19 protein-coding genes are annotated in these 19696 nt (G+C 38.9%); all 19 read right to left on the reverse strand.

The genetic code is table 11. The features are described 5' to 3' along the window. Position 1: 1 nt before the first annotated feature. Entirely contained in the window at positions 2 to 730 is a 729-nt protein-coding gene (locus IGK77_RS08525) for a GntR family transcriptional regulator, LSA1692 subfamily (protein WP_065095944.1), read from the reverse strand. A gap of 446 nt (positions 731 to 1176) precedes the next feature. Beyond that, complete coding sequence (locus IGK77_RS08530; RefSeq protein WP_074799250.1) at positions 1177 to 2229, reverse strand: lysylphosphatidylglycerol synthase transmembrane domain-containing protein; 1053 nt, start codon at positions 2227 to 2229, stop codon at positions 1177 to 1179. A gap of 10 nt (positions 2230 to 2239) precedes the next feature. Continuing rightward, positions 2240 to 2512: a DUF1294 domain-containing protein gene (locus tag IGK77_RS08535; RefSeq protein ID WP_010735321.1), complete on the reverse strand. Its 273-nt coding sequence runs from the start codon at positions 2510 to 2512 to the stop codon at positions 2240 to 2242. Between the two features lie 13 nt (positions 2513 to 2525). Continuing rightward, positions 2526 to 3428 (reverse strand): diacylglycerol/lipid kinase family protein, encoded by a 903-nt coding sequence (locus IGK77_RS08540; RefSeq protein WP_074799252.1) that lies wholly within the window; start codon positions 3426 to 3428, stop codon positions 2526 to 2528. A gap of 200 nt (positions 3429 to 3628) precedes the next feature. Beyond that, a complete protein-coding gene (gene pepT, locus IGK77_RS08545) occupies positions 3629 to 4861 on the reverse strand; it encodes a peptidase T (RefSeq protein WP_074799254.1) in 1233 nt (410 codons plus the stop codon). A 15-nt stretch (positions 4862 to 4876) separates the two neighbouring features. After that, positions 4877 to 6001 (reverse strand): Nif3-like dinuclear metal center hexameric protein, encoded by a 1125-nt coding sequence (locus IGK77_RS08550; protein WP_071867676.1) that lies wholly within the window; start codon positions 5999 to 6001, stop codon positions 4877 to 4879. A gap of 1 nt (position 6002) precedes the next feature. Then, complete coding sequence (locus IGK77_RS08555) at positions 6003 to 6695, reverse strand: tRNA (adenine(22)-N(1))-methyltransferase (RefSeq protein WP_071867675.1); 693 nt, start codon at positions 6693 to 6695, stop codon at positions 6003 to 6005. A gap of 221 nt (positions 6696 to 6916) precedes the next feature. After that, complete coding sequence (locus IGK77_RS08560) at positions 6917 to 7348, reverse strand: hypothetical protein (RefSeq protein ID WP_071867674.1); 432 nt, start codon at positions 7346 to 7348, stop codon at positions 6917 to 6919. 183 nt (positions 7349 to 7531) lie between these two features. Then, positions 7532 to 8458, reverse strand: coding sequence for a primosomal protein DnaI (dnaI, locus tag IGK77_RS08565; protein ID WP_071867673.1), 927 nt, complete (start codon positions 8456 to 8458; stop codon positions 7532 to 7534). Next, positions 8458 to 9840, reverse strand: coding sequence for a replication initiation and membrane attachment family protein (locus IGK77_RS08570; RefSeq protein ID WP_074799258.1), 1383 nt, complete (start codon positions 9838 to 9840; stop codon positions 8458 to 8460). The genes dnaI and IGK77_RS08570 overlap by 1 nt, the downstream gene beginning before the upstream one ends. Positions 9841 to 9862: 22 nt before the next feature. Continuing rightward, on the reverse strand, positions 9863 to 10348 hold the full coding sequence (nrdR, locus tag IGK77_RS08575) for a transcriptional regulator NrdR (protein WP_071867671.1): 486 nt from the start codon (positions 10346 to 10348) through the stop codon (positions 9863 to 9865). Positions 10349 to 10806: 458 nt separating this feature from the next. Beyond that, entirely contained in the window at positions 10807 to 11139 is a 333-nt protein-coding gene (locus IGK77_RS08580) for a CsbD family protein (protein ID WP_071867670.1), read from the reverse strand. A gap of 57 nt (positions 11140 to 11196) precedes the next feature. Further along, positions 11197 to 11817 (reverse strand): dephospho-CoA kinase, encoded by a 621-nt coding sequence (coaE, locus tag IGK77_RS08585; protein ID WP_071867669.1) that lies wholly within the window; start codon positions 11815 to 11817, stop codon positions 11197 to 11199. Continuing rightward, positions 11790 to 12626: a DNA-formamidopyrimidine glycosylase gene (mutM, locus tag IGK77_RS08590; protein ID WP_071867668.1), complete on the reverse strand. Its 837-nt coding sequence runs from the start codon at positions 12624 to 12626 to the stop codon at positions 11790 to 11792. Before mutM ends, coaE begins: the two co-directional genes overlap by 28 nt. A gap of 400 nt (positions 12627 to 13026) precedes the next feature. Next, positions 13027 to 15672: a DNA polymerase I gene (polA, locus tag IGK77_RS08595; protein WP_074799260.1), complete on the reverse strand. Its 2646-nt coding sequence runs from the start codon at positions 15670 to 15672 to the stop codon at positions 13027 to 13029. Positions 15673 to 15973: 301 nt separating this feature from the next. Then, positions 15974 to 16654 (reverse strand): Bax inhibitor-1/YccA family protein, encoded by a 681-nt coding sequence (locus IGK77_RS08600; RefSeq protein WP_034688779.1) that lies wholly within the window; start codon positions 16652 to 16654, stop codon positions 15974 to 15976. Position 16655: 1 nt separating this feature from the next. Further along, positions 16656 to 17129 (reverse strand): MaoC/PaaZ C-terminal domain-containing protein, encoded by a 474-nt coding sequence (locus IGK77_RS08605; protein ID WP_019722649.1) that lies wholly within the window; start codon positions 17127 to 17129, stop codon positions 16656 to 16658. 336 nt (positions 17130 to 17465) lie between these two features. Next, positions 17466 to 18800 (reverse strand): UDP-N-acetylmuramate--L-alanine ligase, encoded by a 1335-nt coding sequence (gene murC / locus IGK77_RS08610; RefSeq protein ID WP_010735306.1) that lies wholly within the window; start codon positions 18798 to 18800, stop codon positions 17466 to 17468. Positions 18801 to 18937: 137 nt separating this feature from the next. Further along, complete coding sequence (locus IGK77_RS08615; RefSeq protein ID WP_074799261.1) at positions 18938 to 19696, reverse strand: YdcF family protein; 759 nt, start codon at positions 19694 to 19696, stop codon at positions 18938 to 18940.

Consider the following 19696-nt stretch of genomic DNA (forward strand, 5'->3'; position numbering starts at 1 on the left):
CTTATTTTTGACGTATCAATGTATTTTTAAACGTATATTGATCTGCACGATAAAAAGACGTGTCGAACAATATCGGTTTAGCAGAAGGGGAATAAGTCATCGAATGGACGAGAAGCATTGGATCATCTTCTGATACATGCAATAACTTGGCAATATCTGGGGGACTTATGACTGCTTCGACTTCTTGATGCGCGTAGCCAATCTCAATGTTCTCTTCAATTATTTCATATAATGAAGATGCCAGCTGAGCTTGAGGAAGTTCACCACTTTCATTTTGCAAATAACGTTTTAGTATATAGAGGTTTTCTACTGTCATTGGTTCATCATCAAAGTAACGTAAACGAGACAGATATACCATTGCTTCATTTCCATAGTCAGCGAACATCTGGCGAATCTTCAACGGTACTTCTTTTACGATCTCAACTTGCAATACTTCTGTCCGTGTCTTTTTTCCTTGAGCCTTGGCAGTTTCAGTAAAACTTTGTAAGCCACCGGAACCGCTTTGGATCTTCGGTTGCTTCATGACATAAGTTCCTTTTCCTCTTTCTTTCACTAAAATATTTTGACTGATCAAAAGATCAATTGCTTTGCGTACTGTCAGTCGACTGCATTGAAATTCTTCCGCTAAATCATAATCTGAAGGCAACTTTTGACTGGTCACGTAAGTTCCATCATTGACTCGTTGTGCAATTTTTTCAGCTATATCTTGGAAAACCGCTTGTTTTTTCACTTTATTACCTACTTTCTAACTACATATCATTCATCAAACAGTCGATTCATTCTGACATCAAAAGTCAAACATCTAAAAGTTGAACGGTCCAAAATGAAAGAGCAACTTCTATCGTTTTTTATCCTGCTTGTAGGATGAGTAAAATCAAGAAAATCTTTCTTGTCGAAAGCTAAGTTTTCGATTGATTTTATATATAGTATATACCATTAAGTATAGACTTTCAGCAACTAATCGTGGGATTTTAATTTTACCCTACCGGTGTTGATTGTTTCTTCCATACATTTCGAGGGACTGTTTTGTTTGAGAGATAGCAACGTCTAGCCTATTCTGCGTGAAAGCAATTGTTGAACAGATATTTTTTAACAAACGAAAAAAGAATCAATCTAAGCATTTTCAGCTCAGACTGATTCTCCATTTAAATTTTACTTGAAAGTTGTTCAAATTATTTAAATTTTCCCCTTTGTACGCTTTTTTTCTGCCTTTACTTCATGGATCTCTTGACGTAAGATATTCCGTCTTTCTGCAATCACATAGAAAAAACCATAAATGAATGGCAAGATGAACGAGCCAAATCGGTAAAGTAATAAGGAAGAAACAGCATCCACCGTTCCAACTACAGGTCGAAAGAGCAATAGATAGACAAATTCAAACGAGCCAATGCCTGCGGGAGTTGGTAAGACTCCTGATAAAACTACTGCAAAGCTAATAAATGAAAATGTCAAAAGAAAATCAAGATGTGGATGGTTTTCTACTAAAAACAGATAAGGCATCACATACCAACAGAGTAGTTTTAGCAGGTTCCAACAATAGATCCTGATCAATGCGGTGCGGTCTTGGATGATCGTTTGTACCGTTTCTCTCAGTGAATAGATCTGGCTGTTGCACGTATCGACCCAGTGACGTAAACGTTCAGTTTTGAATAAACGATTGGACACTTTGACGAAAAAAACTTGAAGATTCAAACTGACGGAGACGGTCACAAGAAATAAAATGATCAAAGCCGTCAAAATGATCCCAGCAATGATAAACCAAATCATATTGGGTGCCTTTTCGTAGAACAAAGAAAATTGAACGATCAAGCCAATGACTGCATAAGTGATCACCGCTAATTTATACATAATCATATGCAAGGCAGTGACTCCTGCTCCTTGAGAAAACTTCAGCCCTTTTTTATTGTAAAAATAAATTTCTGAGATCAGTGTACCCGTTCCAAATGAGACGATCCGATAAAAGGCAATATAACAAGACGTCCAGAACCCATCACTTGTACTGAAAGATTTGGAAAACGGCTTGGCGATCTCTTTGATTGAGCGACCTTCTACAATTTGATAAAGTGTACCGAAAAAAAACATCGCCAGAAGCACTTGGACACTTGTTGAAAGCAACTCTTTGAAAATATCCGCAAAAGATTGGTTGATCAAATAATAAATAATAGCGAGAATAATAGTCAATAATAATAAATTAATGATGATTTTGATTTTTGTTCCTTTAGTAGACATGTACGACTCCTTAATGGAAAAAATAGATCAAGACGAGATCAATCATGATTCCTAACATGAAAACGATCGTGAACTTCTTTTTTTTAGTTTTGTGACGGAATATGCGTTGTGCGAACAAACCGCCCAAACCACCGCCTAACAAGCTAACAAACAACAAATTACTTTCTGGTACACGCCAAGCGCCTTTTTTTGCCTGACGTTTATCATAACCCATCAAGCCAAATAGATAAACATTCACAATGAATAAGTAAAACCATAAGGGATTATGCATCAATACTTCCATCAACTTCCTCCAATTATTGCTCTTCTTTTGGTACGTAGATCGTTATACCTTCTGGGATGACTTTTAATTCGATCGGTAAGTCATCTGTAGTGTCACCATCCGTCCGAGTTGTCACTTTCTTTTCTCGTGCCTGGATATTGACTTGACTAGCTGTCAGATATTTGATGCCAGGAACAGAATAGATCTTACCTTTGATCATACGTGGGAGATAAAATGCAAACCGGAAAAAATCTAATGAAGGAACGATGGTGATGTGGAACTTGCCATCATCTGGCGCAGCAGAATCATCAAAACCAGTAAAACCGCCTACTGAGTTGGACATCGTGATCGTCAACAACTGTGCTTTACCCTTCCAATGCTCTTCTTCCGTCTTGATATCTAAATGATATTTTTTCTTTTTTAGCAATAATTTCACGAAACGTTTGATAAAGATCCATGAACCGTATTTTTGCTTCTCTTTTTGGCTGATCCAGACCGCTGTATCGGCTAATATGCCAATAGTCAAAGTAGAAATGACTACTTTATCATTCACTTTCCCATAATCGATTTTGCGGATCGATTCCTCTAACATCATCGCTGCGGCTTCTTCTTTCTCAAAAGGAATGCCTAACACTTTCGCTAAGTTATTGATTGTTCCACCAGGTAATAAGCCAACACGATAATGGTCTAATTCATCTTGGAATGCTTGGATGATATGATGGATCGTGCCATCACCACCAATGATGACTAGTGTATCTACCTCATGTTCTTTTGCTTTTTCTCTCAATGTTTCATCTTTGATCGACGGTCCAGTTTCCGTTAGATAAACATCTAGTTCTGGTCGATGTTTTGCGACATACTCTTTGAACCATTCTGCTAATTGTTCCCCTTCATCCTTTCCTGAACTTTTGTTATAAAATACCAGTAACTTCTTCATAAACCATATTCCTCCTACTTTCCTGCAAAAAACAAAGGGAGTGGATGCGAAATAAACGCTCACCCTCCCCCATGAACAGTGATTCGAGCACTGACTAAAATAGCCTCGAATCAATCATATGTCAATGCAGTGTAGCAATCAACCAATAATGTGAGATTATTGGTTGAAATTTAATCTTTTTTATCAATGAATCGGATCAATTACACATGCGTATTCAACTCTGCGATTTTAACAATGACATCTGTCGCTTTTTCCATGACTTGTAGGGACACAAATTCAAAACGTCCGTGCATGTTTTCGCCACCTGCAAATAGATTTGGTGTTGGTATCCCCAGATAAGAGATTTTTGAGCCATCTGTCCCACCACGTACCGGTTCGATCACTGGCTTGATGTCTAGTTCGATCATTGCTTTTTCAGCTAGATCAACGATACTCATATCCTTTTCGATGATTTCACGCATATTGTAGTATTGATCATACATTTCTACTTGAATACGCTCTTGGTCAAACCGTTGATTCATTTTTTCTTGAATGCTTGTGATCATTGCTTTTCTTGCTTCAAATGACTCACGTTTATGGTCACGGATGATATAGCTCATTTTCGCCTCTTCTGGACTTCCATTCAAAGCCATCAAATGGAAGAATCCTTCGTAACCATCTGTTTTTTCAGGAACTTCATCAGCCGGTAACTCATTGTGGAAGTCGATCGCTACTTGTAAAGCATTGATCATTGTATTCTTCGCTGTACCAGGATGGACATTTTTCCCTTGGATCGTGATGTTTGCTTGCGCTGCACTAAACGTTTCGTATTGTAGCTCTCCTAAAGGTCCACCATCGATCGTGTAAGCAAAATCCACGTTGAACTGTTCTACGTCAAATTTGTCTGCACCAACTCCGATTTCTTCATCTGGACCAAAAGCGACTTTGATCTCCCCATGAGGAATGGAAGGATTTTTCAACAAAATCTCCATAGCTGTCATGATTTCTGCAATACCCGCTTTGTCATCTGCGCCTAATAATGTCGTACCATCAGTTGTGATCAATGTATGGCCATCATAATTTTTTAAATTAGGGAAATCTTTGACATTCAATGTAAAGCGTCCTTCTTTATCTAAAACGATCGTTGATTCTCCATCATAATTTTCAATGATCTGAGGATTTACGCCTACTGCATTGAAATCAGCTGTATCCATGTGAGCAATAAAACCAATCGAACGTACGTCATGATCGATATTACTAGGTAGTGTAGCAATCAGAAAACCGTTTTCTGTATTATATGTTACATCAGACAAGCCTAGATCTTCTAATTCTTTTTTCAAGACTTGCGCAAACTCTACTTGCGTTTGCGTAGATGGCGTAGTACGACTTGTTGGATCGGATTGTGTTTCCGTTTTGACATATCTTAAAAATCGGGGTAATAAGTTCTCGTACATAAATGACTCTCCTTTTTATTTAAATTCAAATGGATTGGTCGATGTTTCTGAAACAAAAAAGTCAACCGTCCAATTCTCTTCGTTTTTCCACTTTTCAAATTTCTCTACAAATTTTTCCTTGCACAATGATTCGATATAATGGCCAGGATCAATTGCAGCTAATCCCGCACTTTGCATATCTTGCGCTGTATGGAAATAAATATCGCCAGTAATATACACATCCGCTCCTTGAGCCAAGGCTGCGGGATAAAACTTCTCACCACTCCCACCACAAATAGCGACTCGTTTGATCATTTTTTGTGGGCTTGTCGTTGGGCGAACCACACGTAAACCTTCCAATTGAAAAACTTCTTTTACATGGGCTGCGAAATCATCCAAGCTCTGTTCTTTTGCTAGTTCCCCAATGCGACCTAATCCCCAGGTTTTAACTGGTGCATCGATCGAGAACAAATCAAATGCCGGTTCTTCGTAAGGATGTGCTGCAAACATCGCTTGTAAGACTTTCTCTTCTATATTTTCTGGGAAGATCACTTCGACTTTGGCTTCTTGAACTTGTTCCCCACGTCCGACTTCACCAATTGTTGGATTCGCTCCAGCTTTTGGACGGAATCGACCTTGGCCAATCGAGGTAAAACTTGTACTATCATACTCTCCTTGTTCTCCGGCACCCGCTTTTGCCAAGGCAGCTCTTAAACGCGGAGCATCCTCCACTGGAAGATAACTGATCAATTTTTTGTAGCCACGTTCATGCGTTTGAACAAGATGACCTGTGACCTCAATTCCTAATTGCTCACAAAACCAATCGTTCAACCCATCTTCAATGATATCCATGTTTGTGTGGGCTGCATAGACTGCAATATCATGTTTCAACAAATCAGCGTACATTTTTTCTTGTGGAGAATCAGTGATCAAGCGTTTGACTGGTCTAAAAATCGGGGGATGTTTTGCAATCAAAAGATCGATCTTTTTCTCAATGGCTTCTGCCACCACTTCTGGTCGGACATCTAAAGTCATCATCACACGTTGGATCGGTTTGTCCAAAGTGCCGATATGCAACCCAACTGGATCGCCTTCTTCCGCTAACCATTGCGGGCAATAGCTTTCAAATTTTTTGATGAAATCTTGTGCTTTAATGGACATGTCATAAAACCTCCTTGATCCATTCCACCTCTTGTTGGATTGTCTCATATCTGTTTTGTTCACTCGCATTTTTTAATTGCTCTAAGATCACTTCACGTTGTTTGAGCTCCCGTTGCCATTTTGCCGAAAAAGTAGCGTTTTTATCTTCGAGTAAGAATGGCCCGAACATCAGCTCTTTTTCAGAATAGTCAATGGGCTGTTCTTTCTTTTCAGCTACGATGATCTCATAGATCTTTTTGTTTTCTTCGATGATTTCTTCTGCAATGATCTGATAGTTATTTTCTTTCAGCCACGTTCGTAACGTTTTTTCGCCAATATTGGGCTGTAGAATCAAACGTTCTTCTCCCGATAAGCGCTGGTTTTGCCGACCAGCTTCTAAGATGTCACGAATCAAAGAGCCTCCCATGCCAGCAATCGTGATCGCGCTGATTTGATCATGCTTTTCGATGGCATCTAATCCATTGGCCAAGCGTACCTCAATTCGCTCAGACAGTCCATTTTTCATCACCTGTCGTTTTGCCGATTCAAAAGGTCCTTTAACGACTTCTCCGGCTACAGCAAAGTCGATTTTTCCTTTGAGCATCAATGCGACGGGTAAGTACGCATGATCTGAACCGATATCTGCTAAACGAGCAGCTTCTGGTACAAAACGTCCGACAGTTTCAAGACGTTTCGATAACTCTGTGTGATTCATTTTTCCACTCCTTAACTACTGAATGTTTGGATAGCATCCAATTTGTCATGACTTTGGACAAACACTTACTTATTAAAGTTATCCTACTTATTTACGCTTTTGGGATAACTATTGTTCTTGTCCCTATCATAACATTAGTTTATGTTCACTAGAAAAAAGAACTGGGAAAATATCCCAGTCTTTTTTTAACAAGTAATCAAAAGATTTCAATTGATTCTTTTTTATTGGACAGTGATCTCAATGATCGAATTTCCAGGAACTTGTGGAGGGATCGACATCGTCATGACCGCCATTTCTACCAATTTAAATTCGATCTTTTCTCCTTCTTTTAAGGAATCGACACCACCAGTGATTTGATCCACTGAAGCATTCAAGATCACTCCATCATTGCTGAAGGACGTACCGATATTTGCTGGATCTTCTATTTCTTCTACATCTTTGACGGTGATTTGGTACACATCACCTTCCGCTTCGCCGAAGCTTTCGATCGTACCTGTAAACACACTTTGTTTTTGTTCGGTAGAACTATCTGTTTCCACTGTCGATTCTGCATTGATCGAATCGATTGAACCTGTACTTCCTTCTTCGTTGCCGCAGCCTGCCAATGCAAACACGAGACCGGCAGCAACTAGACCAGTTAAAATAGCTTTCATCATACATCCTCCGTGTAATTTCTTGCGTTACTGCTTTGATGATTCCATCCGGTTATTTCTTCAAGTCCATGGATTCGTTTCATCTTAACTTTGTTCATTTTATGAATTTTTATTGAAAAGGTGAAAAACAGTGACAGTTGAGTAGATACTCCAACCTGTTTCTGTAAAAATCAATTGCTGGCATTAGCCATTTCGACGATTTCGGCCTGTCATTTCGATTTCTTTTGTCAAATAGCGGATTCGTTCCATGATCCGTTTGGCTTTCAACGGTTCCTCATCGCCTCGTTGTGTCACCGTCAAATGTTGTTCTAATTCGTTCATCGTGAAGTTTGAAGAAAAGAATGTTGGCAATTGTTCTTGCATCCGATACTGTAGGATGACACCAAATACTTCGTCACGGATCCAACTACTCATCGCATCCGCTCCAATATCATCGATCATCAAGATCGGCGATTTCTTCACCGCATCTAACTTCTCAGCCACTTGATCTTTGCCGATGGCTTGCTTCATTTCAACAGCAAATGTTGGGAAATGAACCAACGTTGTGGTGAATCCTTTGATTGCCAGTTCTTTCGCTGTTGCACCTAAAAGATAGGTTTTCCCGATACCAAAACTTCCGACCAAGTACAACCCTTTGTGGAAGTTTTTAGGATCAGCTGAATATTGTTCAACGAAGTCTAATGCTTCTAAGCTTGCATAGCCACGTCCATCTGTTCGTTCGAAATTTTCAAAGGAAGCAGATTGGATGTCTTTGGGCATATCCATTGCTTTCACACGACTCTTGATCTCTTCTTGTTTTTGACGAGCTAAGAGTGCTTCTGTCGGCACATAGGTGACATCGACATAGTGGAAATTCAATGTCAATTTTGGTTCATATCCGGGAGCGATCATCGTTGGATCGTTCGTTTGATATTTTCTTTTTTCTTGGACATACTCATAGAGTTTGGCATAGCTTTTTTCGATATCCGCTTGCGTCAATCGGTCTTGATGGGCTGATAGAAAGGCTTGAACATCCGCATCATTCAAAACTTCAGCAATCATCTCGGAATACTTTTCTTGGTAGTTGCGTTTACTGATGATTTTCTTCAGTTCTTTTCCTACATCTTCCATTAGCTCTCACCTTCCTTTTTAGCCAGATACTCTTTGAAGCGACGATCGATCTCGGCTTTTTTCTCTGTACTGATTTGCGTTTCGTCTTTTGGTTGATTGACCCAATCAGGCAATTTTTCTCGCCTTACGTTTCGTCGATAATTTGACGTGTTGTTTTGTTTTGTCGCTTTTGGTTGCTTTGCTTTCGTACTCAATGTATGGAGATGCTCAATCGCATCTTCTGGCGTACTGATTTTTTTTTGCGCCCACTCATTGGCGATCGTATTCACGAAGCTCGCATTCAAGCTCGCATGGTTTTTTATGACTAACACATAGTTGATCAAAATGTTGATGACACTGCTAGACAGACCGGATTGGGTGACCAAATCTTGCAACAACCAATTTTCCTGTTTGGAAACATACCCGCCTTTTTCTTTTTTTATCGCTTCGAGATAACGCATCGGTGGGGTTTGTCGTGCGACTTGGATCAATTGTTGTGCAGCACTAGGCAACGCCTGATTGACAGGGACACCTGTTTCAGCAGGCTGATCGGTATCCAGAGTGTTACTTGATTGTCGCAACGCATTCTGCTGTTGCTGCCGTAGCAAGACGATCCGTTGAAGTTCTTTTAAAGATACTTCTTCTGTCGTAAAATCAAACGACTGTAGAATCAACTCTCCTAAAGTCAGTTCATCAAAGCCATAGAGTTGTTGGTATGTTTTCACTTGTTGAAGGACTGGTTCTGTCAACTGATTGATGTGTTGTTTCTTCAACCAATCGGTCAGAAACGTCCAGTCAAACGAGTCTGAATCTGCTATCAATGATTTGGGTCCAACAGGTGTGAATTTTTGCTGGATCGATTCCACTTGTTCTTGGTTTGCTGCATAGACTGTTTCATTGAACCGATAGACTTCCAAAAACTTCTTAGTAATTTTTTGATAGCCTTCATGCGAAAGATTTTTTGGCTTAAATAACTCTGTCAATTGGTTGAATCGACGTTCACCAACTTTTTCTAGAAGTAAAAAAGAAAGTAACGTATCATTGAAAAACGCAGGAACGTCCATCGGTTCTAACAACTCATAAAGAAAACAATTGCCCAAATTTTCATCTTTTTTGAAATAGACTTCTAAAAGACCGATTCCTTCTAGTTTTTTTCGCGCCTCATAAAATTGTGGTAATCCACAACTTAGACTACTCAATAAATCGGCGTGTAATCCTTCAGGACCTACGCCAGTTTCTAACGAGATCTCCGAGTACAACGTCAAGTAAAGACTCAACGCTTCTCCCCCGATCAATGGTTGGTAAAGGGATAACAAGGCTGACTTTCCTTCTTCTTTTAAAGGACTGCTCTTTCTTCCTTGGTAAATATTTTTCGGTTGTAATTCTTTCCACGCATTTTCCAAGGAATGCTCCCTCCTTTATTAATTACGCATCATTTTCACTATTACCCGAATCTTTGGCTTTATCAACAATGTCTTGTAATTCTTTCAAAAAGACAGACATATCTTTGAATTGACGATAAACACTCGCAAAACGAATATAGGCGATTTCATCTAAATTCACTAAATCTTCCATGACGTATTCGCCGATCAGATTAGTTGAAACCTCATTTTCGCCAAGACTTCTTACACGATTTTCAACATGATTGACGATCTGTTCCATTTGTTCCATCGCTACTGGACGTTTTTCGGCAGAACGGATCAATCCACGTAAAATCTTGTCACGATTGAATTCTTCCCGTTCACCATTTTTCTTGATAACTAATAAAGGTGCCGCTTCAATTCGTTCAAAGGTCGTAAAACGGAAGGAACATTTTTCGCACTCCCGGCGTCTTCTTATCGCTCGACCATCGTCAGCTTGACGACTATCGATCACTCTTGAGTTGTTATGTTGACATCTAGGACATCTCATCGTAATTTTCACCTCTCTTGGTGTAGTTTAATCGCTTATTTGAATGTACCAAATGAAGTTGTTCCATCAGTTAACTCTTCCACCTACTATGAATCATTGGTGTTAAAAAGGCTGATTTTCACACTAAGCTTAAAAATTATAAAATATGAAAAGGACTTTTTCAATTTATATCTTATTGCTCAGGTCAAAATAATTTTTACAACTTCACTGCTTAATTGTGTTAGATTTTTTCCCACTGATTTTTTATTGAACTAATTCAAGTGGATCGTAATAAACGTTTTCTTATTACTAACTTTAGTATAACATGAAACAATTAAGCAATGCGACTGTCCCAGTTAAAAAATCGCTTGAACTGAAAGATTTGTTGTGTTTTCATCTCAACGAACGAAAACAGACTGGCGTTAAGCACCAGCCTGTTTCTTTTTGATTTTCTGTTTTACTAAATGATTGGGTAATCTCTATAGTTTATCTTCGATTCCCGTATAATGTTTCATTCGTTCTTCTTCGATTTTTTGTTCTGTTGAACGATGATCGAATTGGGGGGCTTGTTTTTCTTCAGGACTTGTCTCTGGATCTTTGCGTTCTGTTGTTAAGTCTTGGCGTTTGGCTTCTTTTTCGACATGTTGGTCTTCTAACTCAGCAATTCTCGCCCGGTATTCATCTTCACGGATTTTACCTTCTTCTGCTTGGATCTGGCCCTTTTCCTGTAAGTCTTCTTTGTGGAGAATCTCACCAATCTTTTCTTTCGCAGAACCTACTACTTTGTCTTTTTGGTTTTTGAATGTACCCATCGTATCATCTCCCCCTCTTTCTTTATATAAATAGCATAGCAAAATGTTGCGATTTACTCAAAGAAAGCGATTAAGTAACAACCATTTTTTGATTTCAGCGGATAAATCTTCCTTGGTTTGACGATTATCGAACACGATATCCGCACGTCGTTTTTTTTCCTCGATCGACAATTGACTTTTCACCCGTTGTTCTGCGTCTTTTTTTGATAATTGATTGCGTACCATCAAACGTTCGATCTGCTGGGATTCTGGAATATAGACCACTGCGACGGCATCCATTTGTGTATCATACTGTCCCTCAAATAATAATGGAATATCGACGACGATCAGCGGATATTTTACTTTCTTCTCTATGATTTCTTCAGTGATTTTCCCACGGATAAATGGATCTAATACTTGATTCAATTGCTCACGTGCGGTGACAGAGCCGAAAATCAATTGTCCAAGTTTTGCCCGGTCTAAGCGACCATCCTGTTGGAGGATCTCCTTGCCGAACGCTTGAACCAACGCTTGAAGTCCTGGCGTATCCGGTTCAACGACCGCTCTTGCCACTTGATCGGCATCAATTACTGGAAAGCCATATTGTTGGAAAATAGCAGCGGCAGTACTCTTGCCTGTCGCAATTCCTCCTGTCAAACCTAAAACAAATCCTACTTGGGTATTCTTAATTTCTGACATGTTGGACAATAGTGCGTCCCCCTTTGCGCAACTTTCGTTTTCACGATTGGTGTTTGACAACGAACACATGCTTCTCCTGTCTGTCCATAGACATGTAAAGCCACTTGGAAACTCCCTGACTCACCTAACGCATTGAGATAACTTCGGATCGTTGTCCCCCCTGCTTCAACTGCTCGTGACAACACATCAATGATTGCTTGACGGAGTAATTTGATTTCTTTTGGGCGTAAAGAATCAGCTGGTTGCTCTGGATGGATCTTCGCTTCCCATAATGCTTCATCTACGTAGATATTTCCTAGTCCTGTGACCAACTTTTGATCAAGTAACAAAGGTTTGATAGCTTTGTGTGACTTTTGTAGTCCTAAGGTAAAGTCTTTCAACAAGAACAAATCTGGTAAAGGTTCTGGACCTAATTTCAAGATCCCTTTATAGGTATTGCTCGCCCCTTTTTCAACAATCGTCATCCGACCGAATTTTCGTACATCGTGGTATCGTAATTGGCTGCCATCTTCAAAAGAGAAAATCACATGTGTGTGCTTATCGATTGGTTCTTCTTTTTCAAAATATTGATATTTTCCCTCCATCCGTAAATGGGAAATCATTTCATAATGACTCAAGTGAAAAATCAAAAATTTCCCTCTGCGACCGATCGATTCGATGGTTTCACCAATTAACGTTGCTTCAAAAATTGGTACCTCCGGTTGTTCAATGATTCTCGGCCACAGCACTTGAACGTTTTTGATTTTTTTGTTTTTCACTAATTTTTCTAATCCTTTTCGGACAGTTTCAACTTCTGGTAATTCGGGCATGCTTTTTCTCACCTACATTTTTCACTTATTTGATTTAAATTGAACTTATTTGGGACAGAAATAAAATCTTTTTTGTTCCTGAGCTTAAAACCGAATAAACGGTGTTCCAGAAGCTGACCTTCAACATTACGCAATAAAATTGTAAAATATAAAAAACTATTTTTTGATTTTCTATCTTACGGCTCAGGTCAAAATGCGTTTATCACAACCTTGATAAACGGTACTCCAGAAACAACTCCTTCAGGAATAAGCTAAGAAACCCAAAAATTTTAAAAAAAATTTTCGGGTTTCTCGCCTTATTCTCGGAGCTGGATATTTCAGTCACAATCTACTCCCGCATCGAACGAACCCGATCCAAGTGCTTCCCTCAAAGTTTGTCTGTCAGTATAAAAGTAAAGAATTATTTTGCTTCATACCATGTTTTGCCCCAACTGCTATCTGTGATCAATGGGACATGTAAAGCAACCGCCTGTTCCATTACTTCGCTGACTAATTTATCTAACCTCTCTAATTCACTTTCTGGCACTTCAAAGACTAATTCATCGTGCACTTGAAGCAACATCGTCGCTTGCAAGTCCGATTCTTTCAAGCGTTTGTCTAATTCGATCATGGCGATTTTCAGGATATCCGCCGCACTTCCTTGGATTGGTGTATTGATCGCTGTTCGTTCAGCAAATGAACGAATGTTGTAGTTTCTTGAATTGATGTCGGGTAAATAACGACGACGATGGTATAACGTTTCAACAAAACCTTGATCTTTCGCTTCACGAACGATACGCTCCATGTATTCTTTGACACCTGGATATTTTTCAAAGTACGTATCGATATATTGTTGAGCCGCTTTACGAGTAATGCCTAAGTTTTGTGATAACCCATAATCAGAAATTCCATAAACGATTCCGAAATTGACTGCTTTCGCTTGACGACGCATATTTGGTGTCACGTCTTCGGCTTTTTCAATGCCGAACACACGCATTGCTGTACTTGAATGGATATCTTGTCCTTCTAAAAAGGCAGCTTTTAAATGCTCGTCATCTGAGATATGCGCCAATACACGTAATTCGATCTGAGAATAGTCAGAAGAATAGATCAACCAATCTTCATTTCTAGGAACGAATGCTTGACGGATCTTGCGACCTTCATCTAAACGGATCGGAATATTTTGTAAGTTGGGATCAACTGAACTCAAACGGCCTGTCTGCGTCAATGTTTGAACATAGCGAGTATGGACTTTCCCGTCCGATTGGATCACTTTCAGTAAACCTTCGACATAGGTCGATTGGATTTTAGCGATTTGTCGATAAATCAAAATATCATCAACGATCGGTGCTTGCTCACGCAATTGTTCTAAGACATCAACCGCAGTCGAATACCCTGTTTTGGTTTTTTTGATCACTGGAAGACCCATCTTTTCAAAAAGGATGACACCTAATTGTTTGGGTGAGTTTAGATTGAATTCTTCTCCAGCCTCTTCATAGATTTTTCGTTCGATCTCTCTCAATCGATCCGAAAATTCGATTTTCATTTCTTGAAGGCGAGTCGCATCCACTTTGATCCCACTGATTTCCATTTCAGCCAAGATGATCGACAAAGGTAATTCCATTTTTCGGAAAAGATCTTCTTGATTTTTTTCTGCTAGTTCTTGACTTAGTTTAGGTGTCAAGCCATTGATTGCTGAAACTTTACGTGCTAGGTGGGCAAAGAAAACTTCTTCATCTTCTGGTAGACCTTTCTTCGCGCCTTTTCCATAGATTGCTTCATCCGATTGAATATCATGGTACCCATAATGTGATGCTATCCCTTCGATGTCCTCACTTTTCTCGTTCGTATCCAATAAATAAGCACCTAGTAAGACATCAAAGTCGATCCCTTGTAATTTCGTTGCATAGCGGTTCAATGCCACATACGTACGCTTAGCATCATATACATTTTTCAGGCGAGTCTTGTCCCCAATCCATGAAAGAAAGGCTTCATTTTCAAAAATCGCTAAGTCATTTGTCACATAGATTTTCTCTGGTGTTCCCCAAGCCACACCAACGATGTCTTCTGTATGATAGTTGTCGCCCATCATCTCGACATATAAAGCCATATTTGTCTGGAACATGCTTTCATCATATTCATGGACCACTTCAAACAAAATATCTTTCATTTCTACTTGTTCTTCGACCACATCTAATTTAGCAAGGAATTGTTTGAAATCCATTTCCTTGAAGAAAGGCACCAGTTTATCTAAGTCTTTCCCTTGATAAGCAAGAGATTCAATATCAACTTTTACCGGCGCATCGGTATCGATCGTTGCTAATTTTTTAGACAAGAAAGCTTGCTCTTTGTCATTGATCAGATTTTCTTTCATCTTACTTTGTTTCATTTCGTCGATATGTTCATAGATCCCTTCAACAGAGCCATATTGATTCAATAATTTGATCGCTGTTTTTTCACCGATCTTTGTTACGCCTGGGATATTATCTGAAGCATCCCCTGCTAATCCCTTCATATCGATGATTTGTTTCGGTGTAAGTCCATCATATTTTTCCGCCACATGTTCTGGCGTATAACTTTCAATATCACTTACACCTTTCACAGTAATATCGACTTTGATTTCTTTTGATGCCAATTGTGTTAAATCTCGGTCACCGGACAAGACAACTACATCGAATGTTTCTTTATCCACTTTTTCTGCTAAAGTACCAATGATATCGTCTGCCTCATAGTTCGGCAACTCGTAATACTTCACACCTAGACCGGTTAGAAGCTCACGGATATAAGGCATTTGTTCTTTGAATTCTCCCGGTGTCTTTGAACGGCCACCTTTGTATTCTGCATACATTTCTGTTCGGAATGTTGTTTTCCCCGCATCAAAAGCAACCAAAACATGGGTTGGTTGTTCTTTTTGCATGACATTTTCAAACATATTATGAAACGCATAGATTGCGTTTGTATGCAACCCATTACGATTTTTAAAACGTTCCAACGAATTGTGCAACGCAAAGAATGCACGAAAGGCCACACTATTTCCGTCAACGAGCAATAATTTATTTTTAGTCATCCGCTTAACTCCTTACTATAAAGTTCTTTCTCATTCTAACAAAGAATGCCAAAGAATGCGAAAAGAAAAAACGGACAGGCAAAAGGTTGTTAGAAAAGCGGTCCGTACTAAGGAGTAAGATACCAGTGTTACTTTTTGAATACCGTTTATCCTAGATCGCGAACAAAGTAATTTAGGATAAAAATAGTGATTATTGGTATCGACGACCCAAAAAAAGAACCCACTAGAATTTGACGATCAAATTCTGTGGATTCTTTCTTTTCATATGAGAGATATTTTTATCTTGTTCTTCGTTTATTGCTTAGTTATTACGTCCAAAGATTCGTAAGAATGCCAAGAACAAGTTGATGAAATCTAGATATAGTTGAAGTGCCAAGAATACGGCAATCCCACTATTTGCTTGTCCATTTGATTGGACATATACATTTGCGATCTTTTGGTTATCATAAGCAGTGATACCTGCAAAAATCACGACAAGTAGTAATGAGATGAACAATTCAACTGCACTACTTCTTAAAATAAAAACATTCAAGACCATCGCAATGATCACACCGATCAATGCTGCCATACCGGCACGACCCACACCTGTTAGATCTTTTTTAGTGAACATCCCGATTGCTGACATCCCAATGAACATCCCAGTTGCTGAAATAAAAGCAGTCGTGATCGTTCCGATATCATAGAAAGCTAATGTAACAGCTAAAACTATACCGTTCAACAAGGAATATGCGATAAATCCACCGATTGCTAAGCTTGGATTTTTTTGTGCTTTTGCTCCTAAAACTAAAACCAAAATGATTTGGACGATCCATAATCCCATAAAACCTAATGGAAAATTATTGATGAAACTTGCTACTTGATAAGGAAAGACTTGGATCGCTAAATAGGAAGTGATCGCACTCAGCGCTAGACCGATTCCTAAAAATCCGTAGACTTTCGCATAAAAGCGGTTGATACTATTTGATATGATTTGATTGTTCATCTTATTCACCTTCACTTTCAAGAGTTAATTCTTGTTCTAATTCTGGTGGTTGTACCATGACTACCGCATCTAATACACGATTGTCTTGTGTATTCGTGGCCTCCACTGAAATAGTCACAACATTTTTCATCTTATCCACTCGAATGACTTCAAACTGAAAAGTCAATGTTTCATAATGAAAAACCGGCTCGACAAAATTAGCTGAAAAATTCACCACATGAGAACCTGGACCAGGCAAGTGTTTGGACACTGCACTTGTTATGATTCCCATTAGCATCACAGTTGGAACAATGGGTTGATGATATTCCGTTTTCTGTGCAAAATCATGTTGGATATATAAAGGGTTGGCATCGTTTGTTAATCCTAAATACAATAATAACTGATTATCTTCAATTGATTCTGTTAAAGATAACGAGTCACCTTCCTCGATTTCATTGATTGTTTTTCCTAATTTACGCGGTTTACTTATGTTCAAGTTTAAACCCTCCAGTTTATTTATTCATTCGTACCAATTGTACCAAATCATACAAAAAACGCAAGTTACAGAACATGCTTTGGTCTTTCACTTATGTAAGCAATCACTTCGATGATCGTACATTATTTATTGTAGACTATAGCATAGTTGAATAAAAACCGTTCGTATTTTGTCTGGATACTTTAGGATTTCTTAATTCGATCGAATACGTACGGTCACTATAAGCAGGCGAAACATTACTGAAAACGAACTACCCATCACCCACAAATAAACGTCAAAAGGGGCTGCCACCTGACAATCCCTTTTGACGCTAACTTCTTTTATTCACTTAAGTGATTACAGAACGTTTTTCGTTGTACTGCTCAATAATTTTTCATAGGCTTGTTCAAATTTTTGAACATCACCAGCACCCATGAAAATAATCACTGCTTCGTGGTAGTCTAATAACGGCGAAACGTTATCTTCTTTGATTACTTGACCACCTTTTTTGATTTTTGCTCCTAAGTCTTCGATTTTAACGTCCCCTTGTTCTTCACGGGCAGAACCAAAAATATCACATAGATACACACGGTCAGCTAAATCTAAGGCTTCGGCAAATTCATCCATCAAGGCAATCGTACGAGTAAATGTATGTGGTTGGAAGACTGCAATGATTTCTTTGTCTGGATATTTCTGACGTGCGCCATCAATAGTTGCTTTGATTTCTGCTGGATGGTGAGCATAGTCATCAACGACTGTCATATCAGCTACGATTTTCTCGCTAAAACGACGTTTCACTCCAGGGAATGTCAACATTTCGTCAGCAACTTCTTTCACATCTAACTTTTCAAAGTAGGCAACTGCGATAACACCAAGTGCATTCAAAATATTATGTTTTCCAAATGCTGGAACTGTAAAGTGTCCAACAAACTCTTCGCCATGGAACACATCAAAAGCTGAACCAGTTGTCGTACGTTCAATATTACGTGCTTGGATATCGTCATCTTCATTCATACCGTAATAATAGATTGGCACATCCGCTTCTAACTTTCTTAGATAGTCGTCATCTCCGTAAGCAAAGATCGCTTTTTTGACTTGTTTTGCCATCGTTTGGAAAGCTGAGAAAACATCATCGATACTTGTATAATAATCAGGATGATCAAAATCGATATTCGTCATGATCACATAATCAGGAGAGTAAGCTAAAAAGTGGCGACGATATTCACATGCTTCAAAAGCAAAGAATTCTGCCTCTGGATCACCATGACCAGTGCCGTCACCAATCAAGTAACTTGTCGGACGAATCCCTGTCAATACATGTGATAATAGACCTGTCGTACTTGTTTTCCCATGGGAACCAGTGACAGCGATACTCGTATAATTTTGGATAAAATCTGCAATAAAATCATGGTAACGGATTACTTCTAATCCAAGCTCTTTTGCACGTTGGATCTCTTCGTGTGAATCTGGAAAAGCATTGCCGGCGATCACGATCATTCCTGGTTTGACGTTTTCTGCATCAAACGGCAAGATAGAGATATTGGCTTTTTCTAAATCTCTTTGAGTAAAGAAATATTTTTCGATATCTGATCCTTGGACGTTTAATCCTTTTTCATGTAATACAAGTGCCAAAGAGCTCATTCCTGAGCCTTTAATACCAACAAAGTGGTACAAATTTTCTTGATTTTTCATTTGAATCCTCTTCTCTTAACTATCATCCATTATTTTATTCATACATTCAACACGAAACCCATTATCTTATAAACAATAAAAAATTTCAACCAAATTTATTCGGATGATTTTTAGTTCCTTAAATATTAGTGCCCTGATTACCTTTTTAGCGAAACTTTTTCATTCATTGCTAAGAGACGTAAATAAGCAGACCACACCTCATCTGGGATGTCGACATGACCGATAAATCCCGTTCCATTAGGTCCGTAACCTTGGGCATCATCTTTCAAACGAACCATTTCTCCAAATACTAAGGCTTGGAAATAATCAGAAGGCCACAAGTCATTTAGTCTTTGATCAGAGAAGTTGAATCCCTTGGTACTTTCTGTCACTTGTGGAAGTATCGGTACATAATTATAAAAATGAACAGACTCATTGCCCCAATCCTTCTCAAAAGTCGCCTTTGTTCGTCGTTGCAAGGTCGGATCATTCATTAAAAGAACACGTTCAGGTAATGGGCCCTGTGCTTTTAATAACTTGTAAGAAAATGAAGCATTCTCGCCACAATTGGTTGACTCTGTTTCTAACAATAGCGCTCGTTTTGGTAACTCATATTTTTCAAGCAAATAGCGGGCACAAATCTCACTTTCACTTAAACCTTGTTCAAATAAGAATCCTTGTTTTTCAAAATTTTTATAGAGATACTTCGTCGCATGTCCGATCCCACCAACTAAAACGATTTGCTCAACCTGCTGATTCAAGTATGCCTTTGCTGCTTCATCTACTAGGACGGGCAGACAATTCCCCGCTAAAATCAGTGTAGGTGCTTTTAGTTCCGAACGCTCCTGTAGGTCAGGGTCGGCTAAAAAATCCAATAAGCAATTCCAGTCTGCATTTCTTGATCGTTCACCTGTCAT

The sequence above is a fragment of the Enterococcus sp. DIV0806c genome, from assembly GCF_051710905.1.
Lineage (GTDB): Bacteria > Bacillota > Bacilli > Lactobacillales > Enterococcaceae > Enterococcus_B > Enterococcus_B mundtii.

Bases quoted from the DNA above. Each gene is read 5' to 3' on its own strand.
- IGK77_RS08530 (WP_074799250.1), bottom strand. From the start codon at position 2,229: ATGTCTACTAAAGGAACAAAAATCAAAATCATCATTAATTTATTATTA.
- IGK77_RS08535 (WP_010735321.1), bottom strand. From the start codon at position 2,512: ATGGAAGTATTGATGCATAATCCCTTATGGTTTTACTTATTCATTGTG.
- IGK77_RS08540 (WP_074799252.1), bottom strand. From the start codon at position 3,428: ATGAAGAAGTTACTGGTATTTTATAACAAAAGTTCAGGAAAGGATGAA.
- pepT (WP_074799254.1), bottom strand. From the start codon at position 4,861: ATGTACGAGAACTTATTACCCCGATTTTTAAGATATGTCAAAACGGAA.
- IGK77_RS08550 (WP_071867676.1), bottom strand. From the start codon at position 6,001: ATGTCCATTAAAGCACAAGATTTCATCAAAAAATTTGAAAGCTATTGC.
- IGK77_RS08555 (WP_071867675.1), bottom strand. From the start codon at position 6,695: ATGAATCACACAGAGTTATCGAAACGTCTTGAAACTGTCGGACGTTTT.
- IGK77_RS08560 (WP_071867674.1), bottom strand. From the start codon at position 7,348: ATGAAAGCTATTTTAACTGGTCTAGTTGCTGCCGGTCTCGTGTTTGCA.
- dnaI (WP_071867673.1), bottom strand. From the start codon at position 8,458: ATGGAAGATGTAGGAAAAGAACTGAAGAAAATCATCAGTAAACGCAAC.
- nrdR (WP_071867671.1), bottom strand. From the start codon at position 10,348: ATGAGATGTCCTAGATGTCAACATAACAACTCAAGAGTGATCGATAGT.
- IGK77_RS08580 (WP_071867670.1), bottom strand. From the start codon at position 11,139: ATGGGTACATTCAAAAACCAAAAAGACAAAGTAGTAGGTTCTGCGAAA.
- coaE (WP_071867669.1), bottom strand. From the start codon at position 11,817: ATGTCAGAAATTAAGAATACCCAAGTAGGATTTGTTTTAGGTTTGACA.
- mutM (WP_071867668.1), bottom strand. From the start codon at position 12,626: ATGCCCGAATTACCAGAAGTTGAAACTGTCCGAAAAGGATTAGAAAAA.
- polA (WP_074799260.1), bottom strand. From the start codon at position 15,672: ATGACTAAAAATAAATTATTGCTCGTTGACGGAAATAGTGTGGCCTTT.
- IGK77_RS08600 (WP_034688779.1), bottom strand. From the start codon at position 16,654: ATGAACAATCAAATCATATCAAATAGTATCAACCGCTTTTATGCGAAA.
- murC (WP_010735306.1), bottom strand. From the start codon at position 18,800: ATGAAAAATCAAGAAAATTTGTACCACTTTGTTGGTATTAAAGGCTCA.
- IGK77_RS08615 (WP_074799261.1), bottom strand. From the start codon at position 19,696: ATGACAGGTGAACGATCAAGAAATGCAGACTGGAATTGCTTATTGGAT.